The organism is Rapidithrix thailandica (assembly GCF_039710355.1).
Lineage (GTDB): Bacteria > Bacteroidota > Bacteroidia > Cytophagales > Flammeovirgaceae > Rapidithrix > Rapidithrix thailandica.
Genome location: NZ_JBDKWZ010000003.1, coordinates 465513 through 487131, shown reverse-complemented (window position 1 = coordinate 487131; position 21619 = coordinate 465513). Strand labels below are relative to the sequence as shown.

Annotated in this window: 17 protein-coding genes; 9 read left to right on the top strand and 8 right to left on the bottom strand. The window is 38.4% G+C overall.

Features of this window, described 5'->3' with window-relative positions; genetic code table 11:
* The first annotated feature begins 71 nt into the window (after positions 1 to 71).
* From AAG747_RS29200 to AAG747_RS07550, 5 genes are all read left to right on the top strand, one after another.
* On the top strand, positions 72 to 374 hold the full coding sequence (locus tag AAG747_RS29200) for a DUF2752 domain-containing protein (protein WP_430300559.1): 303 nt from the start codon (positions 72 to 74) through the stop codon (positions 372 to 374).
* Positions 364 to 723: a TM2 domain-containing protein gene (locus tag AAG747_RS07565; protein WP_346820545.1), complete on the top strand. Its 360-nt coding sequence runs from the start codon at positions 364 to 366 to the stop codon at positions 721 to 723. Before AAG747_RS29200 ends, AAG747_RS07565 begins: the two co-directional genes overlap by 11 nt.
* A gap of 61 nt (positions 724 to 784) precedes the next feature.
* Complete coding sequence (locus AAG747_RS07560; RefSeq protein ID WP_346820544.1) at positions 785 to 1255, top strand: GNAT family N-acetyltransferase; 471 nt, start codon at positions 785 to 787, stop codon at positions 1253 to 1255.
* A gap of 122 nt (positions 1256 to 1377) precedes the next feature.
* Positions 1378 to 2178, top strand: a complete 801-nt coding sequence (locus AAG747_RS07555) for a thioredoxin family protein (protein WP_346820543.1) — start codon at positions 1378 to 1380, stop codon at positions 2176 to 2178.
* A 305-nt stretch (positions 2179 to 2483) separates the two neighbouring features.
* On the top strand, positions 2484 to 5291 hold the full coding sequence (locus AAG747_RS07550) for a M16 family metallopeptidase (RefSeq protein ID WP_346820542.1): 2808 nt from the start codon (positions 2484 to 2486) through the stop codon (positions 5289 to 5291).
* A 247-nt stretch (positions 5292 to 5538) separates the two neighbouring features.
* Here the strand turns inward: AAG747_RS07550 and AAG747_RS07545 are convergent, their stop codons facing one another.
* The 4 genes from AAG747_RS07545 to mutS all read right to left on the bottom strand — a co-directional run bounded on the left by AAG747_RS07545 (position 5539) and on the right by mutS (position 11505).
* Positions 5539 to 6642, bottom strand: a complete 1104-nt coding sequence (locus AAG747_RS07545; RefSeq protein ID WP_346820541.1) for a monodechloroaminopyrrolnitrin synthase PrnB family protein — start codon at positions 6640 to 6642, stop codon at positions 5539 to 5541.
* Between the two features lie 510 nt (positions 6643 to 7152).
* Complete coding sequence (locus AAG747_RS07540; RefSeq protein ID WP_346820540.1) at positions 7153 to 7563, bottom strand: hypothetical protein; 411 nt, start codon at positions 7561 to 7563, stop codon at positions 7153 to 7155.
* A gap of 856 nt (positions 7564 to 8419) precedes the next feature.
* Entirely contained in the window at positions 8420 to 8869 is a 450-nt protein-coding gene (locus AAG747_RS07535) for a MarR family winged helix-turn-helix transcriptional regulator (protein WP_346820539.1), read from the bottom strand.
* A 62-nt stretch (positions 8870 to 8931) separates the two neighbouring features.
* Positions 8932 to 11505, bottom strand: a complete 2574-nt coding sequence (gene mutS, locus AAG747_RS07530) for a DNA mismatch repair protein MutS (RefSeq protein ID WP_346820538.1) — start codon at positions 11503 to 11505, stop codon at positions 8932 to 8934.
* Between the two features lie 900 nt (positions 11506 to 12405).
* Between mutS and AAG747_RS07525 the strand changes: the two genes are divergently transcribed.
* Positions 12406 to 12804: a response regulator gene (locus tag AAG747_RS07525; RefSeq protein ID WP_346820537.1), complete on the top strand. Its 399-nt coding sequence runs from the start codon at positions 12406 to 12408 to the stop codon at positions 12802 to 12804.
* A gap of 115 nt (positions 12805 to 12919) precedes the next feature.
* Here the strand turns inward: AAG747_RS07525 and fabD are convergent, their stop codons facing one another.
* Complete coding sequence (gene fabD / locus AAG747_RS07520; protein ID WP_346820536.1) at positions 12920 to 13792, bottom strand: ACP S-malonyltransferase; 873 nt, start codon at positions 13790 to 13792, stop codon at positions 12920 to 12922.
* A gap of 122 nt (positions 13793 to 13914) precedes the next feature.
* Positions 13915 to 15210 (bottom strand): dihydrolipoamide acetyltransferase family protein, encoded by a 1296-nt coding sequence (locus AAG747_RS07515; RefSeq protein WP_346820535.1) that lies wholly within the window; start codon positions 15208 to 15210, stop codon positions 13915 to 13917.
* Positions 15211 to 15637: 427 nt separating this feature from the next.
* Between AAG747_RS07515 and AAG747_RS07510 the strand changes: the two genes are divergently transcribed.
* Complete coding sequence (locus AAG747_RS07510) at positions 15638 to 16333, top strand: YjjG family noncanonical pyrimidine nucleotidase (protein WP_346820534.1); 696 nt, start codon at positions 15638 to 15640, stop codon at positions 16331 to 16333.
* Between the two features lie 3 nt (positions 16334 to 16336).
* Positions 16337 to 17050 (top strand): methyltransferase domain-containing protein, encoded by a 714-nt coding sequence (locus AAG747_RS07505; protein WP_346820533.1) that lies wholly within the window; start codon positions 16337 to 16339, stop codon positions 17048 to 17050.
* Positions 17051 to 17428: 378 nt separating this feature from the next.
* On the opposite strand, the gene AAG747_RS07500 is transcribed toward AAG747_RS07505, so the two are convergent.
* A complete protein-coding gene (locus AAG747_RS07500) occupies positions 17429 to 19453 on the bottom strand; it encodes an ATP-binding protein (RefSeq protein ID WP_346820532.1) in 2025 nt (674 codons plus the stop codon).
* 443 nt (positions 19454 to 19896) lie between these two features.
* Here AAG747_RS07500 and AAG747_RS07495 point away from each other — a divergent pair, with 443 nt between their 5' ends.
* Positions 19897 to 20709 carry a TIGR02757 family protein gene (locus AAG747_RS07495; RefSeq protein ID WP_346820531.1) on the top strand — a complete coding sequence of 271 codons (813 nt, stop codon included), beginning with the start codon at positions 19897 to 19899 and terminating at the stop codon, positions 20707 to 20709.
* Here the strand turns inward: AAG747_RS07495 and AAG747_RS07490 are convergent.
* Entirely contained in the window at positions 20690 to 21445 is a 756-nt protein-coding gene (locus AAG747_RS07490) for a DUF5995 family protein (RefSeq protein ID WP_346820530.1), read from the bottom strand. The genes AAG747_RS07495 and AAG747_RS07490 overlap by 20 nt on opposite strands.
* Between the last annotated feature and the right edge of the window lie 174 nt (positions 21446 to 21619).

The following is a 21619-nucleotide window of genomic DNA, read 5'->3' as shown; positions in this document are numbered from 1 at the left end:
CAAGAAAAATTGGAAATAATGAAAATACCTAGTATGTTGTGTTTTCTTTTGAAAAATGCCCCTTTTGAGCGATGGGATTTATAAAGAATTTTGTATATCATCACCTTGAGTTATTGTTTTGGAGTGGTGGTTTAATCGTATTATTTATACTGCCTATAGGAGAAAGTCATTTTTCCATTTGTCCCTTTTACCATTTGGGATTCGACTTTTGCCCGGGTTGCGGATTAGGTCGTTCACTCCATTATCTTTTACATTTCGACCTTAAAACATCTTTTGAACACCACCCTTTAGGAATTTTTGCCGTAATTATAATCATCCAAAGGATTATAACACTTTTAAAAAACAACTTTAAATACAAACCCTATGAACCATAATCTTATTAGAATGCTACCGGGCATTGAAGGTGAGGAATTAATTTATCTGCAAAATCTTACAGAAGAACTTACAGAATCAGAATTACAGACTTTTATTTCCATTTATAGTGGCAAAAGAGTCAGAAGTGACAATTTACTCATTGGTAGCATCGTAGGTTTATTCGGTTTTGCAGGAGTCCAACGCTTTATGATCGGACAAATCGGTATGGGAATTCTTCATTTTTTCACTGCAGGGCTTTGTATGGTCGGAACCATTATTGATTTGATTAATCATAAAAAAATGGCTACTGAACACAACTTAAAAATAGCTTCAGAGACCTTGCATATGGTCCGGATGTTAAATGGATAGGAGCTTTTGAGAAGATTTTTTGATTATCTCAGTCATCTCAATTAAAAAATTTTCAAGTCGCATGTCTATTCGAAGTGCTACACTCAAAGAAGCCGAATTACTTACCCAACTGGCTAGCAGGTCTAAAGCACATTGGGGGTATGACGATGCCTTTTTACAACGTTGTGCCCCTGAATTACAAGTAAAAACAGCAGAAATACGGCTGAATCAGGTGTTTGTAATAGAGCATACTTTGCAAATAGCCGGGTTTTATATGTTTTCTCCTCTTTCTGAACAGGAGGTAGAATTGACCCTGTTTTTTATAGATCCTCCATTTATCGGACAAGGATTAGGCAAGCGCTTGTTCAAGCATGCCCTACAACAAACCCGCCAACGGGGCTTTACACAAATGTTCATTCAAAGTGATCCTTTTGCTCTTCCTTTTTATCAGAAAATGGGTGCTCTCTTACACAGTGAAAAAGTATCGGAGAGCACCGGAAGAAGCTTACCTCTTCTGTTAGTCCATCTTGAAAAAATTCAAAAAAACAATTAACTTCAAAGGACTGGAAAATTATTCATCCTTGACTTCATAAGTTATAACCTTTCATCTCTAATATATGAAAGGTTATACCTGTGAATACTATCATTTCCCTTAGTTTACCCACAAGACTAACTATGAAATCCCTGCATCTCCTCTTATTTATCGTAGTATATACAACCGTATCCCTTAGTTATGCGCAAAGTGTGAAATTTGAAAAGAGTGACTTCTTCACTGCTTTACAAAAAGCACAAACCGAAAATAAATACTTGTTTGTAGAATATGGAGTCTACTGTGGGTATTGCCAATTGATGAAAAAGGAAGTTTTCATCCAACCTGAAGTAGGAAAATTTTACAATCAAAACTTTATCAACATTGTTCTGGATGAAACCAGTAGTATCGGCATAGATATGGGAGAGCGGTTTCATATTTATCTGTACCCTACTTTTTTGTTCTTTAACCCTAAAGGAGAGTTGGTCCACCTCATTGGCTCTTACCGGAAACCAGATGAAATCATAGAAGAAGGAAAAAAAGCCCTTTACGCTCCCTATAGCGTCCCTAATGGAGTATGGTGGAATCAACTGAAAACCCAAGATGAAAAAGTATATTCCTTATTTAACTTGGCTAACCAAGCTTATCAAAAACTGAATGCACCGAGTTTGGATTACACTCAAATGCAGGATTTAAACCTTAAAGACTTTACGGTCACACATCCACAGGAATTATCTTCAGCTCTCTCACTCATCGAGCAATCTCTTGCCATTGAGCATTATTATTTCAATGTATTTACCGGAACCATTATCCATTATTTGGCTGGAAACCGTGTACAGGCATTGGCCTTGGCCAAAGAGGGTTTGAACAATTTCCCTCACCATACCAACAAAAGCCGGTATAGTCGTGATCAAGTATTGTATGAAGTTATAAAAAAATTAGAGTAGTTATCCCTTTACCTGGCCAATGGTGTTCATCTCCTGTCTATTCTAGAAATTCAATTTTGAAAACCTCTTCACCAACTGCACGAACATAACCCTACTTTCTAAAAACAGCGATTTTCCCCTCTTGTACAAGCATAAATTATGAAAGATTTTCCTCTCTATTTTTTGATCCCGCTTATCCAGATTGTTTCCCTCTTGTCCGATAAATTTTGATGAATGACCTACAATCATCTATAATTACAAATTAATTACCTGAGGCTTATGCTTTCATAAGCCATTACGGATAAACTTAACAAAATCAACTAAAAATGTTTAACACAACCCGTTTAGTAACATTATTAATTATCGGATTAGTCAACTGGGGCTATGCCCAACCTTCACTCCAGGAAAAGTTACCTGTAGATGAGAAGGTGAAAATCGGACAACTGGACAACGGATTGACATATTACATCCGTGAAAACAAAAAACCAGAAAATAAACTGGAGCTGCGATTGGTATTAAAAGCCGGTTCAATTCTGGAAAATGAAAAACAACTTGGTTTGGCCCATTTCATTGAGCATATGTGCTTTAATGGAACTAAAAACTTTGAAAAAAATGAATTAGTAGACTATCTGGAATCGATCGGGATTAAATTCGGAGCTGATTTGAATGCTTATACCAGCTTTGATGAGACGGTTTTCATGTTACCCATCCCCACTGATAAAGAGGAGTATATTGAAAACGGCTTCCAGATTTTGGAAGACTGGGCACATAACGTCTCTTTTGAACATGAAGAAATTGATAAAGAAAGAGGTGTGGTAGAAGAAGAATGGCGTTTGCGCAGAGGAGCCCAACAACGTATGCGAGATCAGTATTTCCCGGTCTTGCTGAAAGGTTCACGCTATGCCCAAAGATTGCCGATTGGCAAAATGGAGGTTATCCGGAATTTCCCATACGAGGAGGTAAAAACTTTTTACCGAGATTGGTACCGTCCGGATCTGATGGCTGTCATTGCCGTAGGAGATTGGGACCTCGCCAAAATCGAAGAAAAAATCAAGCAACACTTCGGAAGAATTGCCGGACCGGAAAACCCGAAAAAACGTACTTATTACGATATTCCGGATAACGAAGGTACGCTGGTCAGTATAGCTACTGACAAAGAAGCTAGCATCACCCAGGTACAACTCATTTATAAACATGAACAAAATAAAACAAAGACAGTAGCTGATTTCCGTAGAAATTTGGTGCACTCCCTGTACAATTCCATGATCAGTGCCAGGTTTACCGAATTGAGCAAATCGGCCAAGCCACCATTTTTAGGAGGGGGAAGCTATTATGGAAATATGCTTGCAGATAAAAATGCCTACCAAGGTTTCGCAACTATTAAAGAAGGAGAACTGGAAAAAGGTTTAAAGGCGTTGGTTCGTGAAAACGAGCGGGTAAAACAACATGGCTTTACCAACAGTGAGTTGGAACGTACTAAAAAGCAATTGTTGGTAAGTTATGAACGCTCTTTCAAAGAAAGGGACAAGGCTTTCTCCGGTAGCTATTTGTCTCAATACATGAATCACTTTTTGAAAGAGAGCCCGATTCCCGGTATTGCGTATCAATACGAAACCGTAAAGAATTTATTACCCACTATTCAATTAGAGGAAATAAATGCCTTGCCCAAAAAGTGGATGACAGAGCAAAACCGGGTGCTTATTGTTACTGCTCCGGAAAAAGAAAAAGCCCACTTGCCAGATGAAACTCAATTATTAAAACTGATTGAGGAGGTGGAAAAAGAAAACATCACACCTTATGAAGACAAGCTTACGGCTACTGCTTTAATGGAAGCAACGCCTAAAGCGGGAAAAGTGCTGAGTGAAAAGGTATATGAACGTATTGATGTCAAAGAAATTACCCTTTCAAACGGCATAAAAGTAGTACTGAAAGCTACTGATTTTAAAAATGATCAGATCAGTTTTTCGGCTTTTAGCCAAGGAGGAACATCGTTAAGTGAAGATGATAACTACCAATCGGCTGTGTATGCAAATACGCTGGTGCGTGAAGGGGGAGTCAAAGATTTTTCTCCAATCGATCTCCGAAAACTCTTGGCAGGAAAAGTAGTGGGAGTAGCACCTTACATCAATACTTTAGAAGAGGGAATTTCGGGTAATGCTTCCCCTAAAGACCTGGAAACGGCTTTGCAATTAGTTCATTTATATTTCACTGCTCCTCGCAAAGATCAAGAGTCAGCTCAGTCGTTTATTAATAAATACAAGGCTTATTTAAAAAATGCATTGGTCGACCCTCAAGCCTATTACAATGATCAGTTGGCAAAGTTAATGTCCCAAAATCATCCAAGAGGTGGAGGCTATCCCACAGTAGAAGACTTGGACAAAATCAACCTGGACAAAGCCATTACTTTTTATCAGGAACGCTTTGCGGATGCCAGTGATTTCACCTTCTTTTTTGTGGGGAATTTGGATGAGTCAACATTAATCCCTTTAGTAGAAACTTATTTGGGAAGTCTACCTAATCTGAAGCGCCAGGAAACATGGAAAGACGAAGGTATACGCCCTCCCAAAGGAGTTATTTCCCAGGAATATAAAAAAGGAAAAGAAGAAAAAAGTACGGTTAGACTTATGTTTACCGGAAAGGCACCGTATAGCCGGGAAGCTGCACGGGATATGCAAGCTTTGGGAGAGATCTTAACCATCCGCTTAACAGAAAGTTTACGAGAGGAAAAAAGTGGAGTCTACGGAGCCGGAGCTGGTGGGGGACTGAGTAAGCGACCTTATGAAAATTATTCCTTTTCAGTATCCTTTGGTTGCGCACCGGAAAATGTGGATGAACTAGTTGCTGCCACATTTATAGAAATGAAAAAACTCCAAAAAGAAGGGCCAAGTGCTGAAGATCTTGAAAAAGTAAAAAAAGCATGGATACGCCAGTGGAAAGAAAACTTGAAGAAAAATGGCTATTGGATGGGCGTATTACAAAGCGCTTATCGCAATGCGTTTAATCCTGAAAGTGTACTGGATTATGAAAAAAACTTGAAGAAAGTCACTGCTAAAAGTGTAAAAAAAGCTGCAAAAAGGTATTTCAATTTTAAAAATTATGTGCAAGCAGTGTTAAAGCCAGAGCAAGAACAATAACAAACTATTAATTGATTCTAGGAATTTAAGCGTCAGCAACTCTGTTTGCTGACGCTTTTTTTGCCGTCTACTTTTTTTAAAATCGTAAATTCTTCTTTTTATAATTCATTGAGGCTAAATATTAAAAAAAGAACCAATCCCAATTGAACGTTATTTCATCCATTGGGATTGGTTTTATTTGGCCGCTGGCATTTCAAGTATCCAACTTCAGTGATACCATTAGCTTTTACTTAATCATACGGGAATATTATAACTCCACTGATTGATACTTTTCCAAAGCTTCCTTCAAACGGTTTGATTTGGCATTACATAATTTGATAATATGTACTAAGATATCCGTAGAGTAACCTCCACTTCCCTTGCTTCGTCCGGGATTATTTTCCTCTTTATAAGAATCTTCCGCCAATTTTTTATGCGGCATCCGGAAGCTTTTCAACAATGTACAGATTTTCAAGACTTCTTTGATATTAGCCAATTCCGTATCATTGAGTTTTTTGTTTTCCACATATGTCAAAAGCTTCAAAAGTAAACTCCACTTATTTTCATATTCTTTGAAAATCTTTCTAAACTCAGGTAAAATATAGGGTAAATACGTTTGCCGGAATTCTTCATATGCGGGGTCATCGCAATCACTACCCCATAAGAGATGATCAAATACAAAAACCGGCATTTCTACGGCACCCGGACCGATCCAATCTTTACCTAATAAATGAATTGGGTCATAATAGTAGCGTAATTCATTGGCAAAAAACGCTGGAGAAACAAAGCGCTTTGCATGAACGACCCCATCAATCATACTTTTAAAACCTTCGTGTGCCTGTTTGGCATAATCACTGAACTTGGGGTTTTTAAGAGAAATTTGATGCAAGTTTCTCATATTATAGATTGCATCCATCAAAGGCCCGGTGGATTTTTTCACGCTATGAATCAAATGCAATTCATCCGGCTCTTGTGTATAGCTCCTCATCCTTTTACCATCGGGATTCCAAAGTGTATAGTGGATAAGTGTATCGCGCGGGGGAAGATTGTTTTTGTGTCCCAAAATTTCCAATACAAACTCAATTTCAGGTACCAACCAAACCGGTTCCACGCCATGGCGTTTGATAGACCCAAGCAAAATTCCCAAATCACGCATGGCTGCGGCTGCTTCTTCAAAGGAATAGTGCTCCAAAGCAGCAGGTGTAGGGAGTACTTGGTACAAGAGTTCTGCTAATCCATTTACATCTTTGGCTTGATTTAGTTGGCCTACTTTTTTTAAATACTTATCAAAAGATAGAGGATCCATACTGCAAACCTTCAGGTCTGTGGCTTGTCTATCGACTGGAGAGATAATTGACTTAACAACTTCCATAGGGTTTAAATTATTCGGTTAAGATAGCTAAGAGTCAATCTGGTATATACCAAATGTGACTGATGTTGAAATTTAGTTTACAAACATATCCTCAAAGAAATCCAAGTAAATTTTGGGCAATACTCACCCGGGTGCAATAACAATAAATTATTGCAAATCAGATAGTTACAACTAACCTATAGATAAGTTATATTGAACTTATTCAGATAAGTCAATAGGTAACTCGGATTGTTTCTTGGAAGATGATTGGTTGAGAATAATTCTCAATTAAACAGAAGATATAAGACATAATGTAATTACGGAATATGCACTTGTTGAGCACATATATATTGCCTTTAGCTTAGGTTATTAACTATATCCGTAATAAAGTATTGGCCATGCCAATAATTGAACTTATATGATAGTCTAGTTAAATTATAAGGAGTTGGGAGGATTGTTAACCCAACCCCTTACCTAACTCGTACAGTCAGATTTCATGAATGTTAATATACGAGAAATAAAACTGAACTGTTACTCATTCAACCAATCAAGACACTGTTGGTCCGTGTTGAATGATTTAATAGTCATCTTACCAATTTGAGTCGTATTATTTACTTTTTCTACGGTTGCCACAGCAAAAATATCATCAGCTGTTTTCACCGCTAATTTTGTAATCCCTACTCTTTCAAAAGCAGGAAGGCCATCTTCTACTAAGCGTTTCTGTAAATCAGAAGAAAGCACTTTTAATTCAGTATGATCGCTTAGATGTTTGGTAATTCCCTTTTTTGAGATATTATTAATAAGCGTATTCATGCCCTTTTCCATTTGGTCCGACTTAAGGAAGCCTTTCCAACGGGCCACAATTACTTTATTTTCACTATCGATGAAAATTTCAACATACGTCTCATCTAGTAGGGTAGTTGATGTTACTAACTCACTCATTTTGTTACTTTTTTAAGGGTAAAAAACGTAAATTCACTAGGTAATATTAATGGATAATTGTTTTACTGAAATAACTTATGCCTAATTTACTGTAATATTTTAAATTATAATGCACTCAAAATGTAAATTAATGATTTATTGTATATTAATATTTTATCAAAATCATATGCAATATAAATCTAAAAATACAGATAAATTTACTGTTGATCCAACGAAATTTCAAAATAAATGTTGCTAGATTTCACCGATACACTACAGCATTTTAGCTTGTTAATTCCCCTCAAGTTTCTTTGTACATCTTTCGGATTTCGCCCTATTCATGTATGCTTCTTTTTACCTTTGCAAAAAGTAAACGTATTTACCCCTCCAATCCCTTTATATTCTTGTAATAGTTCAAAATAGGTTTGTACTTAAATAGCGGTCATGCTACATTAATTAGTTTATTTACCTCCTTGATTTGTAATCATTTAATAAGTATTTTCTTCTGTCTTTATAAATAAATCACTCCTTAAACAAATCATATTCAGTGGTAGAGAACATGTATATTTCTCTCAACATGCGAAATATACAATATAAAAAAGCTCATACAGAAGAATTGAAAAACAATATATTTAACTGATTATCAGATACAAGCAAACTTTTATTTTAAAAAAAACCTTATTTCAGGGCCTTGGGAAAAGCAAGATATTCATAAAACTATCCTAAGTAATAAATAGTTATTTTTTGGTACACTTTTTTTCAATGAAGGAGTCGAGAAGGGAGGAAACCAAAGGCATCTTACATAGGGGGCCACAGTAGTATCCCAAAGGATACCGATGCCTTTGAAGGGTAAAATATTAGCTTACTTTTAGGTAGCTTACAGGCCTCTCATTTTTTCTAAAAGTTTGTTAAGCTGGATTGCTTCCAAGTCATTAAGAGGCATTGCTTCTGTAACATCGTGCATTACTTTGCTGGCTTTTTTCAATAGTATCAACCCTTCTTCGGTAATCAGGATGTCCACTTGCCTCCGGTTTGATTCGCACAGGTTTCGTTCCACCAAGCCTTTTAACCGTAATTTCTCTACCAGCCGTGTCGCATTAGAGGACTTATCCAACATCCTTTCCTGTACCAAACTTAAAGTACAGGGTTTAGGATATTGCCCTCTCAAGATTCTCAAAACATTAAATTGCTGGATAGAAATACCAAAGGGTTTTAAACATTTTGTGTGTACACTTGAAAGCCAACTGTTTGTGTACATTAAATTAATGACGGCTTTTTGCCGTTCACTTTCAAATTTCTTTTGCTTGATGGCTTCCTCTATCTTCATTATAAGTGAAATTACTATTCGAAATAATAGGACAAGACATTAACATCTGATGGTAAAACGACTTAGTTGTCCATAAGACTTTTCAATTCATTTAATTTTAACAATGCCTCCACCGGAGCGATGGTATTGATATCCAGTTTCTTTAACAATTCCTTTACCTGTTTGTAATTCGGATCATTGGGTTCAAAAAGATTTAACTGGTAATTTTCTTTCGGCACCTCATTCATCCTGTGTTTACGTTTGTCTTTGATTTTATCTTTTTCCAAATGATGTAAAATCTCATTGGAGCGAATCACCACCTTATTCGGCATTCCCGCCATTTGCGCTACATGAATTCCAAAACTATGCTCACTCCCCCCTTCCTTTAACTTTCTTAAAAATACAACCTTATTTCCGATCTCTTTTACCGAAACATTAAAGTTTTTCACCCGGGGCAAATCTTCAGCTAATTGATTCAATTCATGATAGTGTGTGGCAAACAAGGTCTTAGCTTTCGCTTGTGGGTGGTTATGCAAATACTCAACAATAGACCAGGCAATCGAAATACCATCGTATGTGCTGGTTCCCCGGCCAATTTCATCCATGAGGATTAAGCTGCGGTTACTCAGGTTATTCAGGATACTGGCGGTTTCCGTCATTTCTACCATAAAAGTTGATTCTCCTTTAGATAGATTGTCTGATGCTCCCACACGGGTAAAGATTTTGTCTACCAAGCCTATATGTGCTTCGGTAGCCGGAACAAACGAACCAATCTGACCTAACAACACAATCAAAGCCGTTTGCCTTAACAAGGCAGATTTCCCCGCCATATTGGGCCCGGTGATAATTAGCACCTGTTGTTCGGTATCATCCAACTTGATGTCATTCGGCACATATTCTTCACCGATAGGCAACTGTTGTTCAATAACCGGATGCCTTCCGTCTTTAATCATCAAAGTGCTACTTTCACTGATGCCAGGGCGGCAATAATTATTTTTCAGGGCTATGGCGGCAAAAGAGAGAAGGCAGTCCAAAGAAGCGATAACCTGTGCATTTTGCTGAATCTGCATTACAAAATCCGCTGCTGCCCGGATCAGTTCTTGAAAAATTCGATGTTCGATCACATAAATCTTTTCTTCTGCATTGAGTATTTTTTCCTCATACGATTTCAACTCTTCCGTGACATAGCGTTCGGCATTAACCAAAGTTTGCTTACGGATCCAACCCTCAGGTACTTTATCTTTATGCACATTACGCACTTCAAGGTAATACCCAAACACTTTATTGTATGCGATCTTTAAGGATGATATTCCCGTTTTTTCCGTTTCTCTCTGTTGTAGCTGCAGCAAATAGTCCTTCCCGGAAAAAGCAATTTTTCGCAATTCATCCAACTCTTCATCCACTCCATCCTTTACCAAGTTTCCCTGTGTGGCATTCAAAGGCGCCTCTTCTTTGATTTCCTTATTGATTTTATCAATCAAAAACTCACACGGATTCAGTTGTTCGGCAATTTTTTGAATTTCGGAAGCCTTACAAGTGCTTAACAATTCTTTGATAGGAATACAATGTTGCAGGGCTTTTTTTAGCTGAATCAACTCACGGGGATTAATTCTTCCCACGGCAACTTTCGAAATCAACCTTTCCAAATCGCCAATTTGCTGTAAATGTTGATTCACATCATCCATCAACTCTTCTTGTTCCAAAAAATACTGCACTACCTGATGCCGTTCTTCAATGGCAGCTTTTGAACGCAATGGCAATACAATCCACTTTTTTATCATACGGGCTCCCATAGGTGTAGAGCAATGATCTAAAATGGAAACCAAAGGCACCCCCCCATCGTGTTGGGGATAAATCAACTCCAGGTTCCGGATGGTGAATTTATCCAACCAGACATATTTCTCCTCATCGATGCGAGACACCTTGGATATATGCTTGGTTTCATGATGTTCGGTCACTTCTAAGTAATATAAAATCGCCCCGGCAGCAACAATACCTTCTTGCAAGCTTTCGATGCCAAACCCTTTCAAGGTAGAAGTTTGAAAATGATTGGTCAACTTTTCATACCCGTAATCATAGGTAAATACCCAATCATCCAAGCGAAAGTTATTATAATCAGTCGCAAAATGTTCTTGAAAAGGGTCTTGTTGTGTACGACAATACAATAGTTCGGAAGGAGCAAAACTTTGTACTAACTTTTCAACATATTGCAAAGTACCTTGGGCGGTCAAGAATTCTCCGGTGGAAATATCCAAAAAGGCCACTCCCAAGCGGTCTTTACTAAAGTGAACAGCGGCAAGGTAATTATTGGATTTAACATTTAAGACATTGTCGTTGAATGAAACTCCCGGAGTTACCAACTCAGTCACTCCTCGTTTCACAATACCTTTTACCGATTTGGGATCTTCCAACTGGTCACAGATGGCCACCCTTTGTCCCGCCCGAATTAATTTGGGGAGGTAGGTGTCCAAAGCATGGTGGGGAAAGCCGGCCAGTTCTACTGCGGAAGCCGAACCGTTTGAGCGCTTGGTCAATACAATATCCAGAATTTTACTGGTAGTGACGGCATCCTCGCCAAATGTTTCATAAAAATCCCCCACCCTGAACAATAACAATGCGCCAGGATGTTTGGCTTTAATAGCATTGTATTGTTTCATTAAAGGTGTTTCCTTTTCTTGCTTCTTTTTGACCTTTCCCACTTCAGTTATTGTTTATTCTCCTAATTTGGTTTTGATTGGGTAAAAATAATAGTTTTCAGATAGATTGGAGAAGTGTAAGGCTGAAGGATTTTAAATTCTTCTTGTGATTATCCGCTCTGACAACAGATCTTCAACACAAATTTCCACCCTGCCTGATGGCCCCGGCAATTCGCGAAAAGTAATTTTATAAAAACACCTGATATAGTACATAAGAAACGAAAGAGGTAAACCTAGGCACCTGGCTTCTGTATTAAATTATCAAATCTACCCTATTGCCTTTTTACAATGCAAGTAGCTCATCCAATAGCAGTTGGGGGTAAAAACTGTATAATAGTCAGAATTTTCGAAATATTATTCTTGATTTCTGATTATATAATAAATTATTATATACTTTTGGAGTACCGAACGGTGCTATATCCCCTATGTAATTTTAAAGACCTCTGTAAAAAATAAGTCAAGTCAAGACCATTTTTTGTTTTTAATTTCCTTCTGATTTCCTATACCCTTATTGCATTTCCTATGTAGGATTAAACTATATTGAAGTATTTTTTTCAACTTCAAATAGGACAACATCTCAAATCCTTACAAAGGAGATTCTGTCTATAGGAATAAACTAGTGAGCTATTTGAGGTACTATTCATAGATGTTTTTTTAAACTATAATTCTCTCATTACCAAATATTATCAAAAGAACACTCCACTTTTTTATCTTTTGGTTTTTACCATTAACCGACCCAAAAAAATGATACGTCTAAAAAAAACTAAATTCAACAACAAACAACTTTGCAAAACTTTAATTATGTACGACAACTCTCACTCTACTGGCATATTTTTTTAACCCAAAAATCTAAGAATTAGAATGGCTGAGAACACTGTATTACTAGCTGAAAGCAGATCCATTGATGCAGCATACATGCAACTACTATTAGAGAAAAATGGATGGAAAACGGAAGTTGTAACAGATGGCACGGAAGTGCTAGAACGAATTAGAAGAAAGCAATACTCTCTTATACTCATGAGCGAAGAACTGAACTGTATGGACGGTATCACTACCGTAAGAAAAATAAGAGAATTTGAAAATGGCACTCGTTACCATATTCCCGTTGTAGGTTTCACCTCGTATTCGTTGGAAGGTGAAAAAAGAAAACTCTTAGGTGCGGGAATGGATTTTTGCTTAAGTAAGCCCGTCTATAAAAACAAATTGTTGGAGATTTTACAAACCCTTGCCCACGTGAGCTCTAATGTCTCTGTAGCATAACATTGTAAAACTTAGCCATTTGTTTTTTACATATTAAACTATATAAGAAAGGCAGTGAGGAATCTCACTGCCTTTCTTTATTCTAAGAAACTTCATGTCCGTACCAATAGCAAACTTATAAAGAGGCTACTTCTGCTGCACGGTGGATTTTTTTCACCAACCCTTGTAATACTTTACCGGGTCCACACTCAATAAATTGAGAAGCTCCATCGGCCACCATATTTTGTACGGTTTGTGTCCAACGAACCGGTGAGGTTAATTGCGCAATCAAATTTTCTTTAATTTGAGCCGGCTCAGTAAAAGGCTTTGCATTTACATTTTGATACACAGGGCACTTAGGTGTATTGAATGTTGTCTTTTCAATGGCTGCTGCCAACTCTTCTCTTGCCGGTTCCATCAAGGAAGAGTGAAATGCCCCACCTACTTGCAAGGGAAGTGCACGTTTTGCCCCGGCCTCTTTCATTAGCTCGCAAGCCTTATTAATTCCTTCCAGGGAACCTGAAATTACTAATTGCCCCGGACAGTTATAATTTGCCGGCACCACTACTTCGTCAATTTGCGCACAAATTGTTTCTACTTTTTCATCTTCCAGTCCCAAAATGGCTGCCATGGTTGATGGTTGCGCTTCACAGGCCTTTTGCATGGCTTGTGCTCTTTTTGCCACCAAGCCAAGTCCGTCCTCAAAACTCAAAGTACCGTTGGCCACCAATGATGAAAATTCCCCCAACGAATGCCCTGCTACCATTGCCGGCTGAAAATGATCACTTGTCAATGCTACAATGACTGAATGTAAGAACACCGCAGGCTGGGTCACCTTCGTTTGTTTCAAGTCTTCGGCTGTACCATCAAACATAATGTCTGTAATAGAGAAGCCTAAAATCTGATTCGCTCGATCAAATAATTCTTTCGCCACAGGACTACTTTCATACAAATCTTTTCCCATCCCTACAAACTGCGCACCTTGCCCTGGAAATACATAAGCCACCATAATTCCGTAAGTTATTTTATTCTAAATTCAATTTTTTCAACCCGCAAATATATAAGTTTCGGACTTTGGCTCAGTTAGTATTCACAAAAACTGTCTAAACAAGTCAAGCTTATAAACTCAATTTATATTTCAGTAGTCATATCAAATTGCTCTAAATAATCAGCTACTTTTCTTACAAACATCCCACCTAAAGAGCCGTCCACAATCCGGTGATCATACGAGTGTGACAGATACATTAGTTGTCGAATACCTATAAGATCTCCTTCAGGAGTTTCAATTACTGCGGGCTTTTTACGAATCGCCCCAACCGCCATAATGGCAACCTGGGGCTGCATAATAATAGGGGTGCCCATCACATTGCCAAAGCTTCCCACATTGGAAACCGTATACGTTCCTCCTTGCAATTCGTCCGGTTGCAATTTGTTCGCACGGGCCCGGTTGGCTAAATCATTTACTTTTAAAGCTAACCCCCGCAAACTATAATGGTCGGCATTTTTGATCACTGGCACAATCAGGTTGCCACTGGGCAATGCCACGGCAATACCGATGTTAATATCTTTCTTTTTGATAATTTTATTTCCGTCTACAGACACATTGATCATAGGAAAGTCCTTAATTGCCTGAACAATGGCATGTACAAAAAGTGGCGTAAAAGTCAGTGAATTCCCCTCTCTTTGTTTGAAACTATCCTTTTTTGTATTCCGCCATTTCACCAAATTGGTCACATCCGCCTCGACAAACGAAGACACATGTGGTGAAATTCGCTTAGATTCCACCATACGGTCTGCGATCATCTTACGCATACGGTCCATTTCCATAATTTCATCGGCTCCATTAACTGAAACAGTCCGGGCTATTTCTACATGAGGGGTAGGAGCCGTTTGTGTAGTAGTCGCAGAAGGTTGTGTGCCACTACTTTCTTTCCTATTGGATAGATAATTTAAAATATCGTTCTTCGTCACACGGTTGTCTTTACCCGTGCCGGGAACACGTTCCAACTCTTCAAAAGGAATTTGTTCGGTCCTGGCAATATTCAAGACCAAAGGAGAATAAAACCTTTCCGATTGTTGCAATGAGGCTTTATATCCTCCTGCTGCCACAGGAGCTTCAGCTACTTCCAACACTTTTTGAGCTTCACTTTCACTCCCCTTTTCTTGTACCGGTATATCCGCATCTCCTTCAATTTCAATCATAGCAATCGGATGCCCTACCTGAACTACATCCCCTTCCCGCACCAATATTTTACTTAAAGTTCCATTGTAGGTAGAGGGTACTTCCGTATCCACTTTATCAGTGGCTACTTCCAATACTGACTCATCTTGTTCAATAGGGTCTCCCACATCTTTTAACCATTTCAAAATGGTTCCTTCCATCACACTTTCTCCCATTTTTGGCATGACCATCTCAACTAGTCCCATAGTTTTTTAGCATTTGGTTGTTTATTGATATCTGACTTTCACAAAAATATAAATTTTTACTTCAATCAGTAGCTCCTCAGCCGTGTACCTGATACAATCCATCCCGATTTATGCCCTTGTTAACTAACTCATGTTGTGATTTTTTACCATACTTCAATAGATGCATTTTACAGTGGCTCCACAAAGGGCTTTACCTACATGTCGAAAGGATGCATATTTTCGCAAAAAAGATTATTTGTTGAAAACTTTTAATGGGATTAACCGAATAATTCTCTCAAATAATAAAGCAGAATGCCGTTGATCAATATTTGATTTGAAATGAAAAACATTTCAAATTGTCAGCCTGAATTTATAATATGTGTAGCTACTCAAATTTGTTTCCTTCACAAAATCCCACCATCTTTGCTCTTCACCTTTGATTTATTTTATGAATGTTCATAGGCATCTCTTTTTTGATTTAGATCATACTTTATGGGATTTTGAACGCAGCTCTACAGAGACTTTGTCTGAGTTATTTTATGAGTATGAGATAGGGTCTCTTAGGAAAATTACCTTTGAAGAGTTTTTAGTTTCTTTTAAAAAGATCAACTCCGAGCTTTGGCATTTGTATGATCACAATCAAATTACCAAAGATTACCTCCGGAATAAACGGTTTCATTTAATCTTTGATCATTTAGGAATCGACCCGAAGCTTGTGCCTTCCAACATGAGTCAAATCTATTTGGCGCGTTGCCCACAAAAACCTTATTTAATTGAACATAGCCTGGAGGTTTTGGAGCATTTAAGTCAAAATTATATGCTTCATATTGTCACCAATGGCTTCAAAGAAGTACAGGGAGTTAAACTGAAAAGTGCCAACATTTCACACTATTTCAATTGTGTAATTACCTCAGAATGTAGCGGACATAAAAAACCCAGCAAAGAAATTTTCACCTATGCACTGGAACTCACCGGAGCCCAACTTAAAGAGGCCGTAATGATTGGGGATAACCTGGCAACGGATATCAAAGGTGCCCAGGCTGCGGGAATGGATTGTATCTTCTTCAACCCCGAAAGAATTGCTCACAATGAAAAACTCTTTAAGGAAATCACTACACTGATCGAGTTGAAAAATATCTATTAATCAATGTCCAAAACACTTTCTTATCAACCCGTATCAGAAGCAATATCGGATGCCTTGGCTCAAATGCCGCATCACGATTTACTCCTGCACACTTCCTACGGAGCAACAGAGCAAATGCCTGTAGAGGTATTTTTCAGGTCTTATGAAGAGATGCCCCTTTTAGAACAGTATGCCTTGGAAATGTGTCAAGGAAAAATTTTGGATATTGGAGCCGGAGCCGGAGCACACTGCTTGGTTTTACAGGAAATGAACCAACAAGTGAGTGCGTTGGAAATCTCTCCCCTTTTGACAAAGGTTATGCAAAAACGCGGAGTAAAAAATACCTTCACGGCAGATATTTTTACATTTACTCAACTACCTTTTGATACTTTACTGTTGTTGATGAATGGGATCGGGCTAGCTGGTCAACTCTCCAAGTTACAACAGCTGTTACAACATTTGAAAAGTCTACTTTCTCCTCAAGGCCAAATTCTTTTGGATTCCAGTGATATTCGTTATTTGTACGGAGATACGGATATGCCTGAAAACTCCTATTTCGGAGAAATAGCCTATCAATACGAATACAGAGGAAAAAAAGGCGATTGGTTTTCCTGGTTGTATGTGGATATTGATACTCTTTCTTCCATCGCTTCACAATGCGGCTACCACTGTCAACTTATTCATGAAAATGAAGAGGAACAATACCTGGCCCGACTTACTCTATTGGAAACAGAGTAAGGTGTAACCCGAATGGGTTCGTCTATTGGATTAACAGTGTACAAAGCCATCTACTAAACATGGGATAATTCACAAAACAAGTATACATTGTTACAAAGCAAAAACAACTGGTTAACAATACATAAGCCTTGCAGGCGGATTCAATTTTATTTATTCACAACTTTATCAACATTGTTGATAACAGCACTTTGTAATTGAAGTGGTTTCAACGTATAGTTTTTGACCGAAGATGGAATCAAAATCGGCTCATCAAGGCACTTTTTGAAGAGAATAGCCAAAGCTATTATTGAAAAAGGTAACACAGAGGAGGTGTTTTTGAAACATTTTTCAGGAAAAGGGAAAAGGTTAATTCACTTTATTGATAATAACACACCGTTATCAATGAAAGTTAAAATAGAAAGTAGTACCCTGTTCTTCAACCCCTTTGGCTATAATATTCCCTCCATGGCGGTTAATAATCCTTCTGACAGTAGCCAAACCAATACCAGATCCTTCAAAATCCTTCTTATGATGTAGCCGTTGAAAAGGTTGAAACAAACGGTCTGCAAATTTCTCATTAAACCCTGCCCCATTGTCTTTGATGTAGAACATCGACTTTCCTTCGTACATGATTTTGCCAAACTGGATCTTGGCATTGCGCTTTTTGGAAGTAAATTTCCAGGCATTATCCAATAAATTTTCTAACAAGATCCGTACAAAACGTTTATCAGCCTTCGTCTGCAAGTTTTGCTCTACTTCTATCGCAATGCTACGTTCAGGCAAACGGCTTTGAAGTTGCTCCATAATGTCGAGCACCATTTTGCTTAAGTTCAATTCTTGCCGTTGCATTTCAGAGCGGGTCACATTGGCCAATTGCATGAGGTCTTCGATTAAGACATGCATTTTATCAGTATTGTTAATAATACGCTCAAAGTAGGACTTTGCTTCTGTAGAGGGCCAGGTTTTATAATCACTCAAGATCACTTCCAAATACCCTTTGATTGCCCGGAGTGGGGCCCGGAGGTCGTGAGATACCGAATAGCTAAAAGCTTCCAGTTCGCTGTTTACTACCTCTAATTCCTGTGCCCGTTTGTCTAGCTTTTTGTTCAGGGCCCATGCCTGCTGTTGAGCTCTTTTTAATTGATCGATATTGGCAATACGGATGACACGGATATGGTCGCTTTCTTTGTCCAAACGGGTCACTGAATAATTCCCCCAAAAGGTTCCACCGTTTTTCTTCAAAAAAACTTCCTCCTTGTGAAAAGTGCCTTTCATATTCACATGCATGGCAATCTCTTTCACCTCTTCTTCGGAGTACGCTTTAGGCAATAGATCCATTGCAGGCTTTCCTACCAATTCATCCCAATGCAAAAAGCCAAACATATTTAAGGCTTGAGAGTTACAATCTACAATCTTCCGTTTTTCGCGGTCAATGATGATGATGGCATCAAAAGAGTATTCAAAGATATTTTGCAATAAAGACTCATTTTTTTTGAGTTTGAGGTTTTGTTCATTTTGAGCAAAGAGCAACTGTTGATTTCTGGAAGTCAACTCTATTTCCCTGAGTTTATGTTCGGTAATATCATTCAAACAACAAAATAGATGAGTTACTTTTTCTTCGGAACCTCTTCGAAAAACACTGATACGGTTTTTAATCCAGACTTTAGACCCCGCCCGGTTACTGACCTGGCACACCCATTCATCCAACAGGTCATCAATCAGGCAGTCCACGTTCTCCAAAAGATCACTCCAACGTTTCTTTTCTTCCTCTTCAAACAAATCCTCTACTAAATTCGCACCATCCGTATTGTACCCTAAATGGTAATAAAGGCTCTTATTGGAATATACAAATTGTTGATGGGCTATATCATAAATATAAAGGTAATCCGGAAAGTTATTCAGCAATTTTATCACAAATTGTTTATACTCATGGATTAACTCTTGCCCCTTGCCCATATCACTCTCTACTTTGTCAAATTGAGTATCCTTGATTCTGGGAGGCGGTGGCTGAATCGTATTGTGAATAGCTTTCTTAAATTCAGGTTCCCAATAACATCGCAAAGCTTTATATACCGTGGCAGGCAGTTCTTTTAGATTGCCTTTGGTCAAATAGTCGGCAGCCCCACTTTTGATCAAAGCAAACCCATCCTCTTCTTTTAATTCTCCTGTGATTAGGATAAAGGGTATTCTGGGATAATGTTCCATGGTGTATGCCAAAGCCTCTTTGCCATTAAACCCCGGGATATTCCAATCGGATAGGATCAAGCGAGGAGAAAATTCTTGCAACTCCTTTTCAAATTCCTTTTGAGAAGCCACCCATCGTATGGAAAAGGGAATGCCCAACTTCCGCAAATACAATGAAACTAACTCCACATCATCTTCTGAATCTTCCAGATAAAGAATTTTAATTACTTTTTCGTCCATAGCTACTATGTACTGTATAACTTGCAGGAGTTATGTTTAAAGGAATAAGTTAAAAAATTACTTTTTTAGTAACCTTTCTATGGGGTTATTAGGGATAACTTTTTCATTCAAGTTATTCATTTGTGTCAATAACCCTTCAAACCTATCCGAACGTTGTGATCGTCACAGATACACCCTTCTCTAAAAAGTAGTTCAAAGGCAAAATTTACCATCGTTTTGTATAATTGAAATAGGGAAATGTAAAATAGCCATCGTTGAAAGGTAATTTTAATTCATAAATTAGCCAATACTTTAAAAACAGCAAGTATTACATTGGTAACGGTAGGAAAGTTGTAAGAAAAAATGATAAGATTTACTACGCTAATCTACTAAAAAAATCACCTTTTCTATTCTTTATACCAAAAATAGTACATAGGTAGGTTTCAATTCCAGATACATATATTATGCAGCAATTAAAAAATTTTCTAGACGAAAAAGTACAAACATATAACCGCCCGGACTTTATCGAATCCGACCCTATTTGTATCCCTCATAGCTTCACCCAAAAACAAGATATTGAAATTATGGGCTTTTGGGCCGCTGTATTGGCTTGGGGACAACGCAAAACCATTATCAATAAGTGTAAAGAACTTTCTCAGTGGATGGATAATGCTCCTCACGACTTTATGATCAACCATCAAGAAAGCGACCTTAAAAAATTCGTACACTTCAAACACCGGACTTTTAACGCTACCGATACCCTGTATTTCATTGAGTTTTTCAAACAACACTATCAAAAACACGCTACCTTGGAAGTAGCCTTTTCCAAACACTTGACCCCTGGCTGTACCACTATTGAAAAAGCACTTATAGGTTTTGGAGAGGAATTTTTCCAACTGGAAGATGCTCCTCAACGCACCCGGAAGCACATCCCCTCTCCCACCCGGAAATCTGCTTGTAAACGAATCAATATGTTTTTGCGATGGATGGTAAGAACTGATGACCAAGGGGTGGATTTTGGCCTTTGGCAAAGTATCCAACCCAGCCAACTAATCTGCCCCTTGGATGTACATGTGGAAAGAGTAGCCCGACAAGTGCAACTGCTCCAACGCAAACAATGTGATTGGAACGCAGCCTTGGAGTTGACTGAAAACCTATGTAAAATGGATCGAAACGACCCCGTAAAGTACGATTTTGCTTTGTTCGGATTGGGTTTGGAGCAAAAAGAATCCGAAGAGGTAAAATTTTACCTTCAGTCTATTGCAGCCAATGCATAATCTGGGCCGGAGAACCCACTTCCCGTAAACGGACTATCCGGGTCACCAACCTCAATAAGATGCCCGGTTTGTACACTTTATTGGCCAACCGGGCAATGCGTTTATCCAATTTTTGAATGGCCCGGCCTTGTTCGCTTTCCGTCATGGAAGCTAAATTCATAGCAGCCATCCAGGCTTCATGACGGGCTTTATGTATACTGAAATTTACGATAGCTTCGTCCGTATCCCCTCCCAAATAATCCAAGGTTTTCATGGCAGGCCAGATGCGGGTGAGTTTGTTTTGTACTTCATCCACCATTTCCGCCAAAATCCGATTGATTTCATCAAAATCTTTTTTCAGATTCATGATCTCTGCGCCCGGGGCCGTTTGTGCTGCGGCAATTCCCAAATCCAGATTGATATGAGCATTAATCCCCAAAAGAAGATGTTGAATCACAATAGGCCAATAATCCTGGCTTGCCTTAAAGGCCACTTGCCAAGAGCGCGTGGGTTTGTTAAATTCCAGATATTCCTCCAAAGCTTCAAAATAGCGATTGGCAAAGGTCACATCTAGCTTCTCCATCCGCTCTCCCTCTTCAAAGGTATTCTGTTCAATTCCTTGTTTTACCCGCTCGGTTACCTGCTTATACAAAACCGGAAAATACCCCAAACGGCTCTGATGTTTAATGGACCATTGGATTATCTCATCTAGCTGATTAATCACTTCGTCAATCGAAGAAACAGTGGTAATTTTCATGTTTGTCAGTATACTTTTTTAATAATTGTCAATCCAAGTTCACCACTTTTCGCTAATAATCCAATTAATTTTTCAGGAATAGGTCTGTATCCAGGATGACTATGGCTAATTAGCGGACTTCCGGTAGGCTTTATAAATAAAGAGGAGATGTCCTTAGGGAATTGTAACTTTGCA